At 71.9% G+C, this 16,387-nt stretch carries 17 protein-coding genes and 1 riboswitch; of the genes, 10 read left to right on the forward strand and 7 right to left on the reverse strand.

Annotation, left to right across the window (positions count from 1 at the left end):
* Positions 1-8: 8 nt before the first annotated feature.
* Together OHB41_RS37420 and OHB41_RS37425 are read right to left on the reverse strand one after the other, a co-directional pair.
* Positions 9-1,388 (reverse strand): VWA domain-containing protein, encoded by a 1,380-nt coding sequence (locus tag OHB41_RS37420; RefSeq protein WP_266703604.1) that lies wholly within the window; start codon positions 1,386-1,388, stop codon positions 9-11.
* Positions 1,385-2,242 (reverse strand): AAA family ATPase, encoded by an 858-nt coding sequence (locus OHB41_RS37425; protein ID WP_266706438.1) that lies wholly within the window; start codon positions 2,240-2,242, stop codon positions 1,385-1,387. The genes OHB41_RS37420 and OHB41_RS37425 overlap by 4 nt, the downstream gene beginning before the upstream one ends.
* Positions 2,243-2,415: 173 nt before the next feature.
* On the opposite strand from OHB41_RS37425, the gene OHB41_RS37430 reads away from it, so the two are divergent.
* The gene (locus OHB41_RS37430; protein ID WP_266703605.1) at positions 2,416-2,994 is read left to right on the forward strand and encodes a TetR/AcrR family transcriptional regulator; all 579 of its coding nucleotides are present in this window, start codon (positions 2,416-2,418) and stop codon (positions 2,992-2,994) included.
* 87 nt (positions 2,995-3,081) lie between these two features.
* Here the strand turns inward: OHB41_RS37430 and OHB41_RS37435 are convergent, their stop codons facing one another.
* The gene (locus tag OHB41_RS37435) at positions 3,082-4,266 is read right to left on the reverse strand and encodes a CaiB/BaiF CoA transferase family protein (protein ID WP_266703606.1); all 1,185 of its coding nucleotides are present in this window, start codon (positions 4,264-4,266) and stop codon (positions 3,082-3,084) included.
* Positions 4,267-4,503: 237 nt separating this feature from the next.
* Here OHB41_RS37435 and OHB41_RS37440 point away from each other — a divergent pair, with 237 nt between their 5' ends.
* Together OHB41_RS37440 and OHB41_RS37445 are read left to right on the forward strand one after the other, a co-directional pair.
* The gene (locus tag OHB41_RS37440; protein WP_266703607.1) at positions 4,504-5,397 is read left to right on the forward strand and encodes a helix-turn-helix domain-containing protein; all 894 of its coding nucleotides are present in this window, start codon (positions 4,504-4,506) and stop codon (positions 5,395-5,397) included.
* A 137-nt stretch (positions 5,398-5,534) separates the two neighbouring features.
* Positions 5,535-6,542, forward strand: a complete 1,008-nt coding sequence (locus OHB41_RS37445) for an SMP-30/gluconolactonase/LRE family protein (RefSeq protein ID WP_266703608.1) — start codon at positions 5,535-5,537, stop codon at positions 6,540-6,542.
* Between the two features lie 22 nt (positions 6,543-6,564).
* On the opposite strand, the gene OHB41_RS37450 is transcribed toward OHB41_RS37445, so the two are convergent.
* Positions 6,565-7,854 (reverse strand): YhgE/Pip domain-containing protein, encoded by a 1,290-nt coding sequence (locus tag OHB41_RS37450; protein WP_266703609.1) that lies wholly within the window; start codon positions 7,852-7,854, stop codon positions 6,565-6,567.
* Between the two features lie 327 nt (positions 7,855-8,181).
* Here OHB41_RS37450 and OHB41_RS37455 point away from each other — a divergent pair, with 327 nt between their 5' ends.
* Positions 8,182-8,976, forward strand: a complete 795-nt coding sequence (locus OHB41_RS37455; protein WP_266703611.1) for a maleylpyruvate isomerase N-terminal domain-containing protein — start codon at positions 8,182-8,184, stop codon at positions 8,974-8,976.
* Positions 8,977-9,294: 318 nt separating this feature from the next.
* On the opposite strand, the gene OHB41_RS37460 is transcribed toward OHB41_RS37455, so the two are convergent.
* Positions 9,295-9,795, reverse strand: coding sequence for a MarR family winged helix-turn-helix transcriptional regulator (locus tag OHB41_RS37460; RefSeq protein WP_266703613.1), 501 nt, complete (start codon positions 9,793-9,795; stop codon positions 9,295-9,297).
* Positions 9,796-9,924: 129 nt separating this feature from the next.
* Between OHB41_RS37460 and OHB41_RS37465 the strand changes: the two genes are divergently transcribed.
* Positions 9,925-10,440, forward strand: a complete 516-nt coding sequence (locus OHB41_RS37465; RefSeq protein ID WP_266703615.1) for a YceI family protein — start codon at positions 9,925-9,927, stop codon at positions 10,438-10,440.
* A 222-nt stretch (positions 10,441-10,662) separates the two neighbouring features.
* Here OHB41_RS37465 and OHB41_RS37470 read toward each other — a convergent pair whose 3' ends face one another.
* Both OHB41_RS37470 and OHB41_RS52395 read right to left on the reverse strand, forming a co-directional pair.
* Positions 10,663-11,439: a glutathione S-transferase family protein gene (locus OHB41_RS37470; protein WP_266703617.1), complete on the reverse strand. Its 777-nt coding sequence runs from the start codon at positions 11,437-11,439 to the stop codon at positions 10,663-10,665.
* Between the two features lie 91 nt (positions 11,440-11,530).
* Positions 11,531-11,605, reverse strand: a complete 75-nt coding sequence (locus OHB41_RS52395; protein WP_351724231.1) for a putative leader peptide — start codon at positions 11,603-11,605, stop codon at positions 11,531-11,533.
* Positions 11,606-11,641: 36 nt separating this feature from the next.
* Positions 11,642-11,788, reverse strand: a riboswitch (SAM riboswitch).
* Positions 11,789-12,382: 594 nt separating this feature from the next.
* Between OHB41_RS52395 and OHB41_RS37475 the strand changes: the two genes are divergently transcribed.
* From OHB41_RS37475 to OHB41_RS52095, 5 genes are all read left to right on the forward strand, one after another.
* Positions 12,383-13,372: an amino acid ABC transporter permease gene (locus OHB41_RS37475; RefSeq protein WP_266703619.1), complete on the forward strand. Its 990-nt coding sequence runs from the start codon at positions 12,383-12,385 to the stop codon at positions 13,370-13,372.
* Complete coding sequence (locus tag OHB41_RS37480; RefSeq protein ID WP_266703621.1) at positions 13,369-14,163, forward strand: amino acid ABC transporter ATP-binding protein; 795 nt, start codon at positions 13,369-13,371, stop codon at positions 14,161-14,163. The genes OHB41_RS37475 and OHB41_RS37480 overlap by 4 nt, the downstream gene beginning before the upstream one ends.
* A gap of 68 nt (positions 14,164-14,231) precedes the next feature.
* Positions 14,232-15,263, forward strand: a complete 1,032-nt coding sequence (locus tag OHB41_RS37485; protein ID WP_266703623.1) for an ABC transporter substrate-binding protein — start codon at positions 14,232-14,234, stop codon at positions 15,261-15,263.
* A gap of 40 nt (positions 15,264-15,303) precedes the next feature.
* Positions 15,304-16,059, forward strand: coding sequence for a GNAT family N-acetyltransferase (locus OHB41_RS37490; protein ID WP_266703625.1), 756 nt, complete (start codon positions 15,304-15,306; stop codon positions 16,057-16,059).
* A gap of 63 nt (positions 16,060-16,122) precedes the next feature.
* Positions 16,123-16,239 carry a putative leader peptide gene (locus OHB41_RS52095; RefSeq protein ID WP_323138428.1) on the forward strand — a complete coding sequence of 39 codons (117 nt, stop codon included), beginning with the start codon at positions 16,123-16,125 and terminating at the stop codon, positions 16,237-16,239.
* Positions 16,240-16,387: the final 148 nt, after the last annotated feature.

Consider the following 16,387-nt stretch of genomic DNA (forward strand, 5'->3'; position numbering starts at 1 on the left):
ACGCCCGCTCAGACCGGCAGCAGGTGGCCGATCAGGTCGCCGAGCTGCCGGGCGTTGCGGCACTCGTGCATCTCGACGAGCCCGGCGTACTCGGGTGCGGCGGAGTCGCCCGTGCCCCACTGGGACCGCGGCTCGGGGTTCAACCAGTAGACGCGTCGGGCCCGTTCGCACAGGTGCCGTACGGCCGGCAGGTTCGGGTCGCCCATGTTCGTACGGGCGTCTCCGAGGACGAAGACGGTCGAGCGCGACCCCACCGCGTCGGCGTACCGCTCGGTGAACTCGCCGAGCGCGACGCCGTAGTCACTGCTCTCGTGCCAGCCCGTCAGCGTGGCCTCCGCCCGGATCCGGGCACCCAGCCCCTCCGGGTCGGCCGCCCCGTGCACCAGCAGCCCGGTCACCTCGTCGATCCGGTTGACGAAGGCGAACACCCGTACCTTGCTGAACTGGTCGTGCAGCGCCTGCACCAGCAGCATCGTGAAGTCCGAGAAACCCGACACCGACCCCGACACATCGCACAGCAGCACCAGTTCGGGCCGGACGGGCCGCCGTCGGCGCAGCACCGGCCGCATCGGCACCCCACCCGTCGACAACGAAGCGCGCAGCGTCCGCCGCAGGTCGATGGTGCCCCGGGCGGCACGGCGACGGCGGGCGGCGAGCCGGGTCGCCAGCTTGCGTGCGAGCGGCTGAACCACCCCGCGCAGCTCGGCGAGCCGGTCCCGGCCCGCGAACAGGAAGTCCACCCGGTCGACCGTCGGGGCCACCGCCCGCCGGGCGATCTCGTCCCGGCCCCGTCGCTCGGCGACCCGGCGCCGCGCCTCCGCGGCGACCAGAGCGCGGAAGGCGTCGATGCGCCGCCGGATCTCGTCCTCCAGGAGCCGGTCGGTGAACCCCCCGGCACCGGTGCGTGCCCGGACGTCGTCACGGGCACGCGCCAGCAGGGTCTGCGGCCGCAGCCGGTCGAGCGTCTGGTAGGAGGACCAGCCGTCCGACCCCGGTGAGGAGCCGTATCCGCCGAAGCCGTCCACCGCCTCCACCGCCAACCGGGCCAGCAGCGCGGCGTCGTCGTCCGCGAGCGCGGCCGCGAGGCGGTCCCGCAGTTCCGCCCGGTCGGCGGCGGGCGCGTCGGTGTCCGCCGCGCCGGTCTCCGGCCCTCCGACGACCCGCGGAAAGTACAGGTCGAAGGCCGGATCGAAGACCCGGCGCTGCGCCTTGCCGTGCAGCAACGCGGCGGCGAGGCCCTCGCGCAGCCGTTCCCGGTCCGTCAGGCCGAGTGCCTCCATCGCGTGGGCGGCGTCCACCGTCTCGCCGGTGCCGATCCGTACGCCGTGCGAGCGCAGCGCGCCGACGAGTTCCGTCAGCCGGCGCGTCACTCCGGCCGGCGCGTTCACATGGCGTCCAGATCGAGCTTGGCGGCCGCCTTGAGGACGTCGTCCTGGTGCTTGAGGAGCACACCGAGGCTGTCGCGGACGACGGACTCGTCGAGGGTGCCGGCGCCGAGCGCGAGCAGGGTGCGCGCCCAGTCGATGGTCTCGGCGACCGACGGGACCTTGCGCAGATCCATCTCGCGCAGCGCGCCGACCACCCGGACCACCGACTGCGTCAGCGCCTCGTCCAGGCCCGGCACCTTCAGCCGTACGATGCGGCGCTCCAACTCCTCCTCCGGGAAGCCGATGTGGAGGAAGAGGCAGCGGCGGCGCAGCGCCTCGGACAGCTCACGGCTCGCGTTCGAGGTGAGCACCACGAAGGGCCGGCTGGTCGCGGTGATCGTGCCCAACTCGGGGACGGTGACCTGGAAGTCGCTGAGCACCTCGAGCAGCAGGCCCTCCACCTCGACGTCGGCCTTGTCGGTCTCGTCGATCAGCAGCACCTTGGGGCCGTCGCCGCGGATGGCGGTCAACAGCGGCCGGGGCAGCAGGAATTCCTCGCTGAAGATGTCCGTGCGGGCCTCGTCCCACGTCTCGTCCCGGCCCGCGCTGATGCGCAGCAGCTGCTTGGCGTGGTTCCACTCGTACAGCGCCCGGGATTCGTCGACCCCCTCGTAGCACTGCAACCGGATCAGCCGGGCCCCGGCGACCTGGGCGACGGCCTTGGCGAGCTCCGTCTTGCCGACGCCGGCGGGGCCCTCCACCAGCAGGGGCTTGCCGAGGCGGTCGGCCAGGAAGACGGTGGTGGCGACGGCGGGCGACGCCAGATAGCCGGTCTCGGCGAGGCGCGCGGAGACATCGTCGACGGATGTGAACAGCAACGGGGCCTCCAGTGCGGTGCGGGCGAGGGCGGGCGCACTCTGCGAACGGCACTATCCAAGCGCTTGCTCAGTCATCTGTCACGTGTACCCCGGCGCATGTGACAACGCCCACTCGCCCGCGGTATACCGATCGGTTTCCCCGCTGCGTTCCCGCGCGGTAACCTTCCCGTATGGCCACTACAGACAAGGCGTCCACGAGAGACCGGCTGCTGGACGCCGCGGCCGACCTCTTCTACAGCGAGGGCGTCTCCGTGGGCATCGAGGCGCTCTGCAGGACGGCCGGTGTCTCCAAGCGGTCGATGTACCAGCTCTTCGCCGGCAAGGACGAGGTCCTGGCGGCGAGTCTCGAACGCCGGATCCCGCTCTACGAGGAGCAGCTCTCGCCCGCGGCTGCGGCTGCGGCTGACGCGACACCGCGCGAGCGCATTCTGCGCGTCTTCGAGCGGATGGAGTACTTCTCCACGCTCCCCGAGTACCGCGGCTGCCCCTTCCTGGCCGCGCTGGTCGAGCTGAAGGACCCCGAGCACCCGGCGAGCGTGGTGGCCGGCGCTGCGAAGGACCGCCTCGAGGCGACGTTCCGCGCCGAGGCCGAGCTGGGGGGCGCGCGTGACGCGCGGCTCCTCGCCCGGCAGTTGATGCTGGTCTTCGACGGCGCGAGCGCCCGCGCCGGGTCCCGTATCGAGACCCTGGACGACGGCCTGGCCACGACGACCGTGACACTGCTGCTGGACGCGGCGGGCGTCGGCTGACCACCACGACGGGACGCCTGCGGCACTTGCGGCGCCTGCCGAGATGTGGCCCGTCTGCCGGGAGGGCATCCCCGGTGCCCCGGCGGCTCAGACGACGCCGTCGGCCCGCAGGGCGGCGATGTCGGCCGGGCTGTACCCCAGCGCGGCAAGGATCTCTTCGGTGTGCTCGCCGAGGGCGGGCACGGCGTCCATCCGGGGATCGACTCCGGCGAGATCCACGGGCGGCAGGAGCGCGGGCACCACGGCTCCGGGCACCTGTACGTCGCGCCAGCGGTCGCGTTCGCGCAGGACCGGGTGGGCGAGGAACTCCTCGACGGTGTTGACGCCTGCGTTGGCGATGCCCGCGGCGTCCAGCAGTTCCCCCGCCTCCTGACTGTGCAGGGCGCGGAACCGGTCGGCCACGATCGTGTCGAGCGCGTCGCGGTGGGCCACGCGGTCCGGACCGGTGGCGAAGCGCGGGTCGTCGACGAGGTCCGGCCGCTCCAGGAACCGCTCGCACAGCGCGGCCCATTCGCGCTCGTTCTGGATGGAGAGGAGCACCTCCTTGCCGTCGGCCGCCGGGTACGTGCCGTAGGGGGCGATGGTGGCGTGCCGCGTGCCGATCCGCGGCGGCTGGGTGCCGCCGTGGCGCGTGTAGAGGGCGGGCTGGCTCATCCACTCGGCCAGCGCCTCGAAGAGGGAGACCTCCACGGCGCGGGCGACGCCCCGGGTGGCGCGGGTGAACAGGGCGGTGAGCACGCCCGAGTAGGCGTACATGCCCGCCGCGATGTCGGCGACCGACACCCCGGCCCGGGCGGCACCGTGCTCGTTCCCCGTCAGGGAGACCAGGCCCGTCTGGCACTGCACGAGCAGGTCGTACGCCTTGCGGTCCGCCCACGGCCCCTCGGAGCCGTAACCGGTGACGGTGCACGGGATCAGGGACCGGTGCCGCTCCCGCAGCGACGCGGCGTCGAGGCCGAGCCGGGCTGCCGCTCCGGGGGCCAGGTTCTGTACGAACACGTCCGCGTCGGCGAGCAGTTGCTCCAGGATGTCGCGTCCCCGGGCCGACTTCAGGTCCAGGGTCAGTGACTCCTTGGAACGGTTGAGCCAGACGAAGTAGCTGGACTCGCCGTGCACGGTGGTGTCGTAACGGCGCGCGAAGTCGCCCTCTCCCGGACGTTCCACCTTGATCACCCGAGCACCGAGGTCGGCCAGTTGACGGGTCGCGAAGGGCGCCGCCACCGCTTGCTCGACGGTGACGACGGTGATGCCGGCGAGCGGAAGTTCGGTCATCGGTCGGACCTCCGGAGAGCTGGCCGGGAGAACATGGCGACGCGGGTCATGCTGCCATCATGGGCACGCACGCGGTGATCACGTGAACACCGGGACGCGACGACTTCACGCAGCCGCAGCCGCAGCCGCAGCCGCAGTCGCTTCCGCTTCCGCAGCCGCCGACGCGGCTGCCGCGCGCGCCCGGGTATCCCGGACAGGGTGTGGTCGGCCGGTGCCGGGGAGTCCAATACTCGGGGCATGGACGGAAAACGACAGCTCGGTGAGTTCCTGCAGGCGCGCCGCTCCCAGGTGCGCCCCGAGGACGTCGACCTGGTGACCTACGGCGACCAACGCCGTGTGCCCGGGCTGCGGCGCGAGGAACTGGCCCAGCTGGCGGGTGTCAGCCAGTCGTACTACGCGCGGCTGGAGCAGGGGCAGTCCCACGCCTCCCCGGAGGTCCTGGAGGCGATCGCCCAGGCGCTGCGGCTGAGCGAGACCGAACGCCGGCACCTGCTCGAACTGGCCGCGGGCGCCCGCCGCCGGACCCGCGCACGCCGGCCGGCGCCGGAACGGGTGTCACCGGCCCTCGCGCAGCTGACGGCCGCGCTGGACGACGTCCCCGTGGTGGTGCTGGGGCGGCGCAGTGACGTCCTGGCCTGGAACCGCGCCGGTCACGCGCTGTACGCCGGGCACCTCGATCCGGAAGGACCGGACCGGCCGGGGGAGCGGCCGAACATGGCGCGCCTGGTGTTCCTGGACGAGCACACCCGTGATCTCTACGCGGACTGGCCGGCCAAGGCCAGAGCCGTGGTGGGCGCGCTGCGGCTGACGTCCGGCCGGTTTCCCGACGACCCGGCCCTCGCCTCACTCGTCGGTGAACTGACGCTCAAAAGCCCGGAGTTCGCCTCCATGTGGGCGGACCACCGGGTCAAGACCGGTGCGGCCGCCGGCTACGGGATGCGGCATCCGCTGGTGGGCGCCATGGATGTCGTCCAGCAGACGCTGCACGCCGAAGACGGTCTGACGGTCGTCGTCGCGACCACCGAGGCGGACTCGCCGTCCCGGGCCGCCATGACACTGCTCGTGCACAGCGCCAGGACCGACCGGCCCGGCATGCGACCGGCCCGGTCACCGGGACACACCCAGGCATAGACCGCGGCTTCCCTCCCGTTACGGACACCCGGCGTCCGCAGTTCCCGGCGGCCCCGACACGTCCGGACAACCCGTCCACCCGCACCGCGCACGCGATGCCGTGCGCCCGAAAACCGTTGTGAAGGAAAGAGAAGGACATGAGAAACAAACTGGCCGTCCTCGCCTGTGCCGTCACCCTCGCCGCGACGACCGCGGTCACGGCCCTCACCCAGACCTCCGAAGCGGCCGCGACGGGTCCGGCCGTGACGGGTCGGGCCCTGACCGGGCCCGTCGTGACATCCCGTATCGCCGCGCACTTCGACCTGGCGCGGGGGCAGATGCCGGAGAACATCGCACCGGAGCCCGACGGCACGGCCGACGTCACCTTCGCGGCCGCCCGTCAGGTGGCCGCCGTCAGCACGACCGGCGCGACGCGCGTCCTGGCCACCCTGCCGGCACCGGCCGACGGTGGCGTCCACACCCCGGCGCTCGGCTTCGCCCTGACCACGGGCATCGTCCGGGCCCACGACGGCACGCTGTACTTCCTCTACGCGAGCGGCACCCCGGACCTGACCGGTGTGTGGCGGCTGCGTCCGGGCGGCACCCCGCACCGCGTCGCGGCACTCCCGGCCGACGGTCTGCCCAACGGACTGGCACTGGACGAGCACCACCACCGGCTCTACATCGCCGACTCCGTACGGGGAGAGATCCGCACCGTACCCACCGCGGGCGGTGACCCCACCACCTGGTCCGCCGCCCCCGAACTCGCCGCGGCGGGTTTCCTCGGGGTCAACGGCCTGAAGATCCACCGGGGCGCGCTGTGGGCGACCAACCTCGACCGGGGCACCGTCCTGCGCATCCCGTTCGGCCCCGCAGGCCGGCCTGGACCGGTGCGCATCACGGCGAAGGACCTGACCGGTATCGACGACTTCGCCTTCACCGGCCGCGGCGACGAGATCCTGGCGGCGCTCAACGGCCCCGGCACGGTCGTGCGCATCCCGCGCGACGGCACCTCCTCGACCGTCCTCACCGCAGCGGACGGCCTGCAGAACCCGACCTCGGTCGCGCTGCGCCACGGCACCCTCTATGTCCTCAGTGCCGCGTACACGACGGCCACCGACCCCAACCTCCTGCTCGCCCGCGTTCGTTCCTCGTCGTCCTCCTGACCGCCTTCCTCCAGGAACCGGTTCAAGCGGGCTGCGGGGTGAGCCGATGCAGGCCCTTGCGGTCGTAGTAGCGGGTCATCGCCAGCCCGAAGAGCAGGGCGACGGCCGTGCCGATCGCGATCATGAGCCAGGCGCGGGCGAGACCGGCGTCGGCGCGCGCGTCGAAGAAGACGATGGCGCGGACGCCACCGCCGAGCTGGCGCATCGGCTCGAAGACGGCGAGGAAGCGGTAGAAGCCCGGGACGGCCTCCAGCGGGACGGTCGATCCGGAGGAGGGCAGGCCCAGCACGATGAACACGAACATGGACACGAGCTGGCCGATCCCGCCGAAGGCCGCGTTGATGGCCTGGACACCCAGGCCGACCGCGACGCTCGCACAGTAGGAGTAGATCCACAGCAGCGGCAGGTGGGAGGCGTCCATGCCGAGGATCCCGAGGGTGGCGACCATCACCAGCGTGGTGGTCAGGACGGCGATACCGGCCGTCATGCCCATCTTCAGGAGCAGCGTCTGGGTACGGCTGATCGGCAGGGTGGGGCGGCGGGTGTGCCAGGGACCGATCTCGTTGTCGGCGTAACCGAGCGCGGTGTCCACGCCGTTGTTGATGACGTTCGCACCCAGGAACCCGGCCAGGACCAGCAGCAGCGTGTAGTAGAACGCCGTCAGGCCCAGGCCGCTGTGCTCACCGATGGGGTGGCCGACCCGGGTGGTGACCGTCACCGGGTCGGCCAGCAGCAGACGGGTCGTGGAGTCGGTCCCCGCGGCGGCGGGGGAGGCCGTGAGCTGCTTGCCGATGGTCAGAGAGGCCTGTTGGGCGGTCTGCTGGGCGATCCGGCTCGCCAGTGAGGAGCCGAGGCTGCCCAGGCCGGGGTTGGTGAGCACCGTGAGGGTCGGCCGGGCCGTCGCGGTCGATCCGGTGAGCGCGGTGACGGAGGCCGTGAAGTCGGCGGGGACGACCAGGGCCCCGAAGATCCTGCCGGAGGTGAGTCTGTCCTGGAGCTGGGCACGGGTGAGCCGTTGCCAGCGGGCCTTGCCGGAGGTGTCGGCGACGACCGCGCGGGTGAGCTGTGCACCCAGGTTCGTCGTCTGCCCGGGCAGTGGTCTGCCCTGGTCGGAGTCGACGATGCCGATGGGCAGGTCGTGCAGGGCTCCGTTCGGATTGACGATGCCGCCCATGTAGAGGAGGGCCAGCAGCAGTGCGAGCAGCCCGCTGAGCACGGTCGGCAGCAGCCACAGCCTGGGGCGCCGCAGGAGTGAGGTGGCACGGGCCGGGACGGGAGGGTGGTCGGGAGCGGGGGTGCTGTCGGCGGCCATGGTCCTCCGTAGGTCAGGGGCGGCGCGGGAGGGACGGGACCGGATGGGAGGCGCCCGCCAGGTCAGGATGCGGGGTGCGGCGGCGCCGTGTTCAGCGACTCGCCGGGTGCGGGACGGGGGCGGGCGGGGGCGAGTGGAGGGGGCGCGTGGAGGGCGCCGTGTCCCGCCCGTCGTCGCCGGTCGTGTGGAGCGGGCTGCCGCTCGGCCGGACGGCGCGCGGACGACCGCCCCGGGACGGACCGACGACCCTCTTACCCCCACCGTCTTTGACGGCGACCGTCCTGGGTACGGTTCCGGCACCATCCCACCCCTCCCCGGAGTCGAGACATGACCGACCGTGCCGACCAGACCATCGCCGCGCTGCGCAGCGGACACGACTACCTGACCTCCGTGGTGCACGGGCTCGCCACCGCCGACCTCACCCGGCGCTCGGGCGCGTCGGAGTGGGACGTGTCCCAGGTCCTCAGCCACCTGGGCAGCGGCGCGGAGATCGGCCGCGCCTCGCTGGAGGGCGCGCTGAACGGCACCGGACCGCGGGACGGCGACTTCAACAAGTCGGTGTGGGCGCGCTGGGACGCGATGTCCCCGGCCGAGCGCGCCGAGGGGTTCGTGAACGCCGACGAACAACTCGTGCGCGGTTACGAGGCACTGGACGCGCGGGCCCGGGAGGAACTCCGCGTGGAGCTCGGCTTCCTGCCGGCACCCGTGGACGTCGCGACACTGGCGGGCCTTCGGCTCGGCGAGTTCACCCACCACACCTGGGACGTCGAGGTGGCCTTCGACCCGACGGCGGCGCTGCTGCCGGTGGCGACCGAGCCGCTCCTCGCCCAGGCCGGTCTGCTCATAGGGTTCCTGGGCAAGGCCGACGCCCTGGGCGGTCGCCACGCCCGTATCGCCGTGCGGACGGTCTCTCCCGTGCGTGCTTTCGGGCTCGACCTGGGCGACTCGGTCGCGCTCGTCGACGAGCCCGCCCACCCCGACGCCGTACTGAGCGCCCCTGCCGAGTGGTGGCTGCGGCTCGTCACCGGCCGCCACGCCCCCGCCCACACCCCGGCCGAGGTGAACCTGAAGGGGGACGCCCTCACCCTGGACGACCTGCGACGCGTCTTCCCGGGCTTCTGACCCGCGGGGTCGTCGCGGGGACGGTTGTTTCCGTCCAGGAAGCCGTCGCCGGGCCGAATGTCTCCGTGGGCGGGGTCGTTCGCGGCAGCCGGGCTTTCCCCGGCGGCGAGGTCGTCGCGGCGGCCGTCATCCGATGCGCGAGGCCGTCCGCCGGGGCGGCCCCGCGCGCTTCCGGGCCGTGGCGCGCGTATACGCAGCGTCACGGCACTCTTCAGCCGGTCTTCCCGGCCGTCCCGCTCACGGTCTCCCCGGGCCGCCCCGTTCACGACCCGTGCTTCACGACCCGTACTTCACGACTCGTGCCTCACGCCCCGTGCTTCACGAATCGTCGCCGGCAACCTCGGAGGGCGGCAACAAGTCGTGCAGCTGCTCGTACCGCTGCGCGCAGGCCGTGCGGGCGATGGCCTGCGAGACGGCGTCGGCCAGCGGGCGCGAGGACTCGCGCAGCAGCGTGCGCGCCTTGTCCGTGAGCGCCACCTCGATACCCCGCTTGTCCCCGCAGGCCGAGCGCCGCGTGATCAGGCCCGCGTGCTGCAGACAGGCCACCTGATAGGTCAGCCGTGTCTTGGGGCGGCCCAGCAGCTCGGCGATCTGTGTCATGCGCAGACTGGAGCCGGGCTGGTCGGCCAGCAGGCACAGCACCAGGAACTCGTCGTGCGAGACACCGAGGGCGTCCTTGACGCGAGCGCGCAACTGCTGCTCGATCGCCCCGGCCGCCGCGAGCAGCCTCATCCAGGACCGCAGTTCGGTCGGCAGCAGGCCGTCATCGGCCGCCGGCTCGTGTTCGGGCAGGTCAGCGGGGGCGAGGAAGTCGGCCATGGTGTCACAGTCTACCGGTTGTCCAAATTTGGAGAACGGGCTAGCCTGTGATCGTCCAAATTTGGATGACTCCTGGTTGTCCCACGGCTCGTGCCTCACCTCTCACTGTTAACCGTCTGGAGAACTCTCATGACCGTCGCCGTCGAAACCGGCCTGTGGCAGCTCGACCCCGCCCGCACCAGCGTCGTCATCCGGCACAAGACGATGTGGGGCCTGGTGACGGTGAAGGGGGCCTTCGCCGCTGTCACCGGGGAGGGCGAGGTGCAGGCCGACGGGACCGCCCGCGGCACCGTCACCCTGGACGTGGCGTCCCTCGACACCAAGAACGGCAAGCGCGACAAGCACCTCCGCTCGGCCGACCTCTTCGACGTGGAACGGCACCCCACGATCACCTTCGCGGTGGACAACGCCGTGGTCGCCCAGGACGACACCGTCGAGGTCGCCGGGCAGTTGACCGTACGCGGCATCACCAGGCCGCAGCCGGTCGTCGCCCGGGTGACCGCGGCGAGCGCCGAAGACGTCACGCTCGGCACGGAGTTCACCGTGGACCGCGACCAGTTCGACATGGGCTGGAACCAGATGGGCATGCTCCGCGGCCTGACCACTGTCGTCGGCACACTCGTCTTCACCCGCGTCAAGGGCTGATCCGGCGGATCACCGCCCGCCGTCGGCGCGGCGGCAGGCAGTGGCCGTCCGGTTCCACGGTCCGCCGGATACGGCGGCCGACGTCCCGCGGTTCCTGCTGCCGCGCCTTGCCGGGCGGGTCGAGGAGAAGACGGCGAACGGTCCCCCGTGGCCGGGGGCTCCGTTCGCCACGGGCCCGGGTGGGTGCGGCCCGGTCGTCCGGGGAGACGCCCCGGCGGCCCGTCAGGCCCGGCGCGCCGCTGCGTGGAAGGCCGGGTGGCCGTCCAGCCGGCGGACGTAGTCCCGCAGACGGCCGTACGGGGAGAGGACGTCCTCGGTGCCGAGGTGGGTGAGGGCCACCCACAGGTCGACGTCGGCTGCCGTCAACTCCTCGCCCAACACATTCTGGTGTGCGGTGAGTTGCTGATCCAGTGAGCTGAGCGCGGCCGACCGCGCCGTCGGCCGGGCGGCCGGGGTGAGATTCCGGTCGAGGAAGACGCGGAAGGTGTCGATGTCCGCGGCGAGGGACTGCGGGTGCAGCCGGGGGAGTCCGTTGCCGCCGCGGCAGCCCGGGAGTTCGCCGAGGTCGCGCAGGATGTCGGGGGTGTGATTGCTGACGATGCGTCCGCTCCAGCGGTCGCACAGCGCCGGCGCGGTGAGCGGACCGTCGTAGTGGTGCCAGGTGGCCTCGTACGCGGCCCGCAGGGCGGCGCAGGCGTCCGGCGTCCCGGCGGGCCCCGTCAGCAGCGTGGTGGTGACCGAGTCGCGCAGTCCCAGCAGGCCGAGGGTGATCGAGATGCGCAGCGAGCGCGGACAGCCCTCGGAGAGGTACAGCTGATAGCGGTGCGGCGCCGGATAGAAACCGCCGGCCGGACCGACTCCGATGCGACTGCGGATGCGGTGTCCACGCGCGGGGGCCGCCGCCCGAGGGGCGGCGACAACCGCCCCCGCGGCGGGTGAGGCCGAGGCGCAGTGGTGGGAGGCGGCGGCGGTCGGACTGAGCGAGACTGTCTCGGGCATGACTCTCCATGGGGACGACGAAGCCCTGCCACCCGAGGGGCGGCAGCGGCGGAACGGAGTGACTGCGCTGACGTACCGTCCGGACCGTGGACTAGTAGGCGCTGGAGACCCGCTGCAGATCGATGTGCAGGCGCCTGGTCAGACCGCTCGTGCCCTTTCCGGTCATTCCCGTCGCTCCCGTGTCCGGGGCTCGCGAGAGGCGAGACCACGCTTGCCCCGCCGCTCCGGCGGGACCCGGTCGTCACCCGGGGCACCCCGTCGCGGTGGAAGGGTTGCCTGTCAGCGGGCCGGGGCCGATCAACCGCATCGCACGGAAGGAACCGTGCGAAGGGCGCTGACAATCGTGACCGTCCCCGCCAGTCTCGGTCCGCCCCGTGGCCTCGTCAAGAAGGCGTCCGCGCGGTCTCACGACGTGGTCATCCGGGCTGCCGAGCGTTGACATTCGTTCGGGGCCGTGCCTAACTTACGCCGCATCGGGCCGGAGCAACTCCGGTGAACACGAGGCCCCACGGGCCGGAACGGTGACGGTGACCGCGATGTACGCAGCCCAGGGGAAGACCGCCTCGCGGTCCCACGGCCGCGACCGCGTACTCATGAACCGTCGTCCGGAGCGGCACCTCGCCGACGGCGGCGACGCCCGCACGGCACGGTGTTGTCCCTCCCTCGACGCCCGCTGTCTCTGTCGGGGCTGACGCACTTCCTCGCTGATCGCCGGTCCCTGAACTCCGGTCCCTGAACCCCGGTCCCTGAACCCCGGTCCTTGATCCGCGGTGTCCGATCCGGGGTCCGTGATCTCCGAACCACCGTGTGCCGCCGTCGAACGGGCGGACTTCCGGTGGTCCTCCCCTTCTCGTCCCCGCATCGGGTTCGTTCCCCCGTGCGCGTGCCCGTCGTCTCGTCGTACGGCCCGTGCCGGGGGAGTCCGAGCCGCCTGGAGCCCTCCATGAGTGAATCCCTCAGCTCCGCCGTGCCGTTGAGCACGGCGCAGCCGCCTCCCGCTCCCGTGGTCGAACCGAGGCCGTACGCGGCGCAGCGGGTGCTGCCGCTGCGCCGTCCGGGCCGCTGGATCGTCTCGGCGATCGTGCTGGTCGTGGTCGCCCAGCTCGTCCACGGCCTGGCGACCAATCCGTTCTTCCAGTGGGACAGGTTCCAGTACTGGTTCCTGCGTCCCACGATCCTCGACGGCCTGCTCATCACCCTCGAAGTGACCCTCTACAGCGCCGTGTCGGGACTGCTGGGCGGCATCCTGCTCGCACTCGCACGGCTCTCCCGGAGCCCGGTGCTGCGTGCCGTGAGCTGGGTCTACATCTGGTTGTTCCGGTCGGTGCCGCTGATCGTCGTCCTGCTCTTCCTCTACAACTTCTCCGCGCTCTACCGGACGCTGAGCCTCGGCGTGCCGTTCGGCCCCGCCTTCCTCACGTTCGACGAGTCCCGGCTCGCCACCGACATGGTCGTCGCGGTCGTCGGACTGAGCCTCAACGAAGCGGCGTACGCGGCCGAAGTGGTACGGGGCGGCATCCTCTCCGTCGACCAGGGCCAGCACGAGGCGGCCTCCGCGCTGGGTCTGCCGAAGGGCTACCAGTTCACGAGGATCGTGTTCCCGCAGGCCCTGCGCTCCATCACCCCCAACTACGTCAACCAGCTGATCGGCCTGATCAAGGGCACCTCACTGGTCTTCTACGTCTCCCTGCTCGACCTGTTCGGCTCGGTGCAGAGCATGGGCAGCACCTACCCGGGCGACATCGTGCCGCTGCTGCTGGTCGCCACCGTCTGGTACCTGATCCTCACCAGCGTCGTCTCGGTCGTCCAGTTCTACGTCGAGCGGTACTACTCGCGGGGCGCGCTGCGCACCCTGCCGCCCACCCCGTTGCAGAAGCTCCGCACCGGTCTGCGTGACCTGCGGGACCGTGTCCGGAAGGAGGCGGCCCTGTGACCGCCCAGGTGACGGAGCAGCCCGACGTCCGGCCCGCGGCCGTCGAGGTCCATGACGTGCACAAGTGGTACGGGACCCAACGTGTCCTGGACGGAGTGGAGTTGACCGTACGGCCCGGCGAGGTCACCGTCGTCCTCGGACCGTCCGGCTCCGGCAAGTCCACGCTCCTCAGGGTGATCAACCACCTGGAGAAACCCGAGATCGGCCATGTCAGCCTGAACGGCGAGCCGATCGGCGTACGACGGCACGGCGGCCGGCTCAAGGAACTGAGCGAGCGGGCCATCCTGGCCCAGCGCAGCCGGATCGGCTTCGTCTTCCAGAACTTCAACCTGTTCCCGCACCTGACGGTGCTCGACAACGTGGCGGCCGCGCCGGTCGCCACCGGCCGGCTGAGCAGGCCCGAAGCGCGGGAACTGGCGCGCACCCTGCTGGGCCGGGTCGGGCTCGCCGGCAGAACCGCCGCCTTTCCACGGCAGTTGTCGGGCGGCCAGCAGCAGAGAGTGGCCATCGCCCGCGCTCTCGCGCTGCGCCCCGGAGTCATCCTCTTCGACGAACCCACCTCGGCCCTCGACCCCGAACTGGTCGGTGAGGTCCTCGCCGTCATCAAGGACCTGGCCACCAGCGGCACCACCCTCCTCATCGTCACCCACGAGATCGGCTTCGCCCGTGAGGTCGCCGACCGGGTGGTCTTCATGGACGCCGGCCGGATCGTCGAACAGGGGCCGCCCGCCCAGGTGCTGGACCACCCGGCACACGAGCGGACCAGGGACTTCCTGAGCAAGGTCCTCTGATCCCGCCCGGACACCGCTCATCCGCCCCCCGCACCACGCCCTCACGGCACACCTGACAAGGACGACCCATGCAAACCCGAACCCGCACCCTCCGTACCGGACTCCTCCGTGGCCTGACCGTGTCCACCGCCGTCGCCACCCTCGCCACCGGACTCGCCGCGTGCGGGGGCGAGAGCGACGCCGCCACCACGACCGGCGGCGCGGCCCCCGGCACCGTCACCTTGGGCGCGCTCTCCAACGGCGCCGCACAACAGACCGAACTCACCGTGCCCGAGGTCAAGTCCATCAGCGCCGAGCTGCCCGAGTCGGTGGCCAGGAGCGGCAAGCTGGTGATCGGAGTGGGCGCGCTGCCCGCCGGGTTCCCGCCACTTGCGTACGTGGGGCAGGACCAGAAGACCCTCACCGGCGCCGAACCCGACCTCGGCCGGCTGGTCGCCGCGGTCCTCGGCCTGAAGCCGGAGGTGAAGAACTCGACCTGGGAGAACCTGTTCGTCGGTATCGACAGCGGCAAGGCCGACATCGCCTTCTCGAACGTCACCGACACCGAGGAACGCAAGAAGAAATACGAGTTCGCCTCCTACCGGCAGGACAACCTCGCCTTCGAGGTGCGGAAGAAGAGCACCTGGAACTTCGACGGCGACTACCGGAACCTGGCCGGCCGGACCGTCGCGGTGAGCGCCGGGACCAACCAGGAGAAGATCCTGCTGGAGTGGAAGGCGAAGCTCGCCAAGGAGGGCAAGAAGCTCACCGTCAAGTACTACCAGGACAACAACGCCACGGCCCTCGCACTGTCCAGCGGGAAGATCGACGCCTCCTTCGGGCCCAACCCCGGTATCGCCTACCACATCACCCAGACCGCGAAGTCTCCCGACCCGACGCGCAACGCGGGCACGTTCTCCGGGGCGGGCGCGACGCTCCAGGGGCTGATCGCGGCCACGGCGAAGAAGGGCAGCGGGCTGGCCGCGCCGGTCGCCGACGCCATCAACCACCTGATCAAGAACGGTCAGTACGCCAAGTGGCTCGCCGCGTGGAACCTCTCCAACGAGGCCGTCGACACCGCCCGGGTCAACCCGCCGGGACTGCCGCTCGACAACTCCTGACCCACAGCTTTCCGCCCCGCCCCGGAGACACGACACCCTCATGGCATCCCCCGCCCGGCCGGCCCCGCCCCGGAGCCCGGTCGCACCCCACCTCCTCGACAACGCCGCGTGGGCCGCGCTGACCGGCCCGCACGCGTCCTTCGCCGAGCGCGTCGGACGCGCCGCCCGCTACCCCGTGGACGTCTCCCCGTTCACCGCCCTGGCCGACCCCGCCGACCCGCGCGCCTGGACGGATCTGGCCACCCTCGTCGGCCCGGGAACCGTCACCCCGGTGACAGGCGCCGGGTCCGCCCCCAACGGCTGGCAGACCGTCCGCAGCGGCCAGGGGGTGCAACTGGTCGACACCGGGCTGCGCGCCGAACCCGCACCCGACGCGGTGCGCCTCGGGCCCGACGACGTGCCGGAGATCCTGGACCTGATCGCCCTGACCGAGCCCGGCCCCTTCCTCCCGCGCACGATCGCGCTCGGCACCTACCTCGGCATCCGGCACCGCGGCCGCCTGATCGCCCTGGCCGGCGAACGCCTGCGCCCGCCCGGCTGGACGGAGATCAGCGCGGTCTGCACCGCCCCGGACCACCGGGGCAAGGGCCTGGCCACCCGACTGGTCAGAGCGGTCGCGGCCGGCATCAGGAAGCGCGGGGACACCCCCTTCCTCCACGCCGCCGCCACGAACACCGGCGCGATCCGGCTCTACGAGTCGATCGGCTTCACCCTGCGCCGCCGTACGGACTTCCTTCTGGTCCGAACTCCGGCCGCCGAGCCGGAACAGACGGCGCGGGCGGTCCGTTGTGCTTGAGAGGACACCACGAAGCCGGTGCGCCCCCGGGCCCGCCGCGACGGAAGGGCGGAGGTGACGGACGTGCCAGTCGTGTCCGTACTCCGCGTCAGGGTGCTCACCCCGCGCCGCCGTGTCCATCTGCACTCCCGGCCGCACATCGATCTGCAGCGCGTCGCCGGCTCGCTCTGTCGTCCCTGACCTGTCACCCCGCTGCCGCCGCCCTCCGCACGGAGGGCAGGAGCCCTCGTACGGTCGATCAGGAAGGCACCCCTTTCGTGTCCTCGTCATCCCCCTCCCCGCTGCCCACACCCTCCCCTTCCTCCGCTTCCTCTCCTTCCTCACCCGC

Source organism: Streptomyces sp. NBC_01571, assembly GCF_026339875.1.
Classification (GTDB): Bacteria; Actinomycetota; Actinomycetes; order Streptomycetales; family Streptomycetaceae; genus Streptomyces.

What these genes read in the sequence shown, in the direction of transcription:
- OHB41_RS37470 (WP_266703617.1), bottom strand. Translation starts at nt 11,439, where the DNA reads ATGCCCGAGACAGTCTCGCTCAGTCCGACCGCCGCCGCCTCCCACCAC.
- OHB41_RS37450 (WP_266703609.1), bottom strand. Translation starts at nt 7,854, where the DNA reads ATGGCCGCCGACAGCACCCCCGCTCCCGACCACCCTCCCGTCCCGGCC.
- OHB41_RS37435 (WP_266703606.1), bottom strand. Translation starts at nt 4,266, where the DNA reads ATGACCGAACTTCCGCTCGCCGGCATCACCGTCGTCACCGTCGAGCAA.
- OHB41_RS37445 (WP_266703608.1), top strand. Translation starts at nt 5,535, where the DNA reads ATGAGAAACAAACTGGCCGTCCTCGCCTGTGCCGTCACCCTCGCCGCG.
- OHB41_RS37460 (WP_266703613.1), bottom strand. Translation starts at nt 9,795, where the DNA reads ATGGCCGACTTCCTCGCCCCCGCTGACCTGCCCGAACACGAGCCGGCG.
- OHB41_RS37465 (WP_266703615.1), top strand. Translation starts at nt 9,925, where the DNA reads ATGACCGTCGCCGTCGAAACCGGCCTGTGGCAGCTCGACCCCGCCCGC.
- OHB41_RS37430 (WP_266703605.1), top strand. Translation starts at nt 2,416, where the DNA reads ATGGCCACTACAGACAAGGCGTCCACGAGAGACCGGCTGCTGGACGCC.
- OHB41_RS37485 (WP_266703623.1), top strand. Translation starts at nt 14,232, where the DNA reads ATGCAAACCCGAACCCGCACCCTCCGTACCGGACTCCTCCGTGGCCTG.
- OHB41_RS37455 (WP_266703611.1), top strand. Translation starts at nt 8,182, where the DNA reads ATGACCGACCGTGCCGACCAGACCATCGCCGCGCTGCGCAGCGGACAC.
- OHB41_RS37440 (WP_266703607.1), top strand. Translation starts at nt 4,504, where the DNA reads ATGGACGGAAAACGACAGCTCGGTGAGTTCCTGCAGGCGCGCCGCTCC.
- OHB41_RS37475 (WP_266703619.1), top strand. Translation starts at nt 12,383, where the DNA reads ATGAGTGAATCCCTCAGCTCCGCCGTGCCGTTGAGCACGGCGCAGCCG.
- OHB41_RS37490 (WP_266703625.1), top strand. Translation starts at nt 15,304, where the DNA reads ATGGCATCCCCCGCCCGGCCGGCCCCGCCCCGGAGCCCGGTCGCACCC.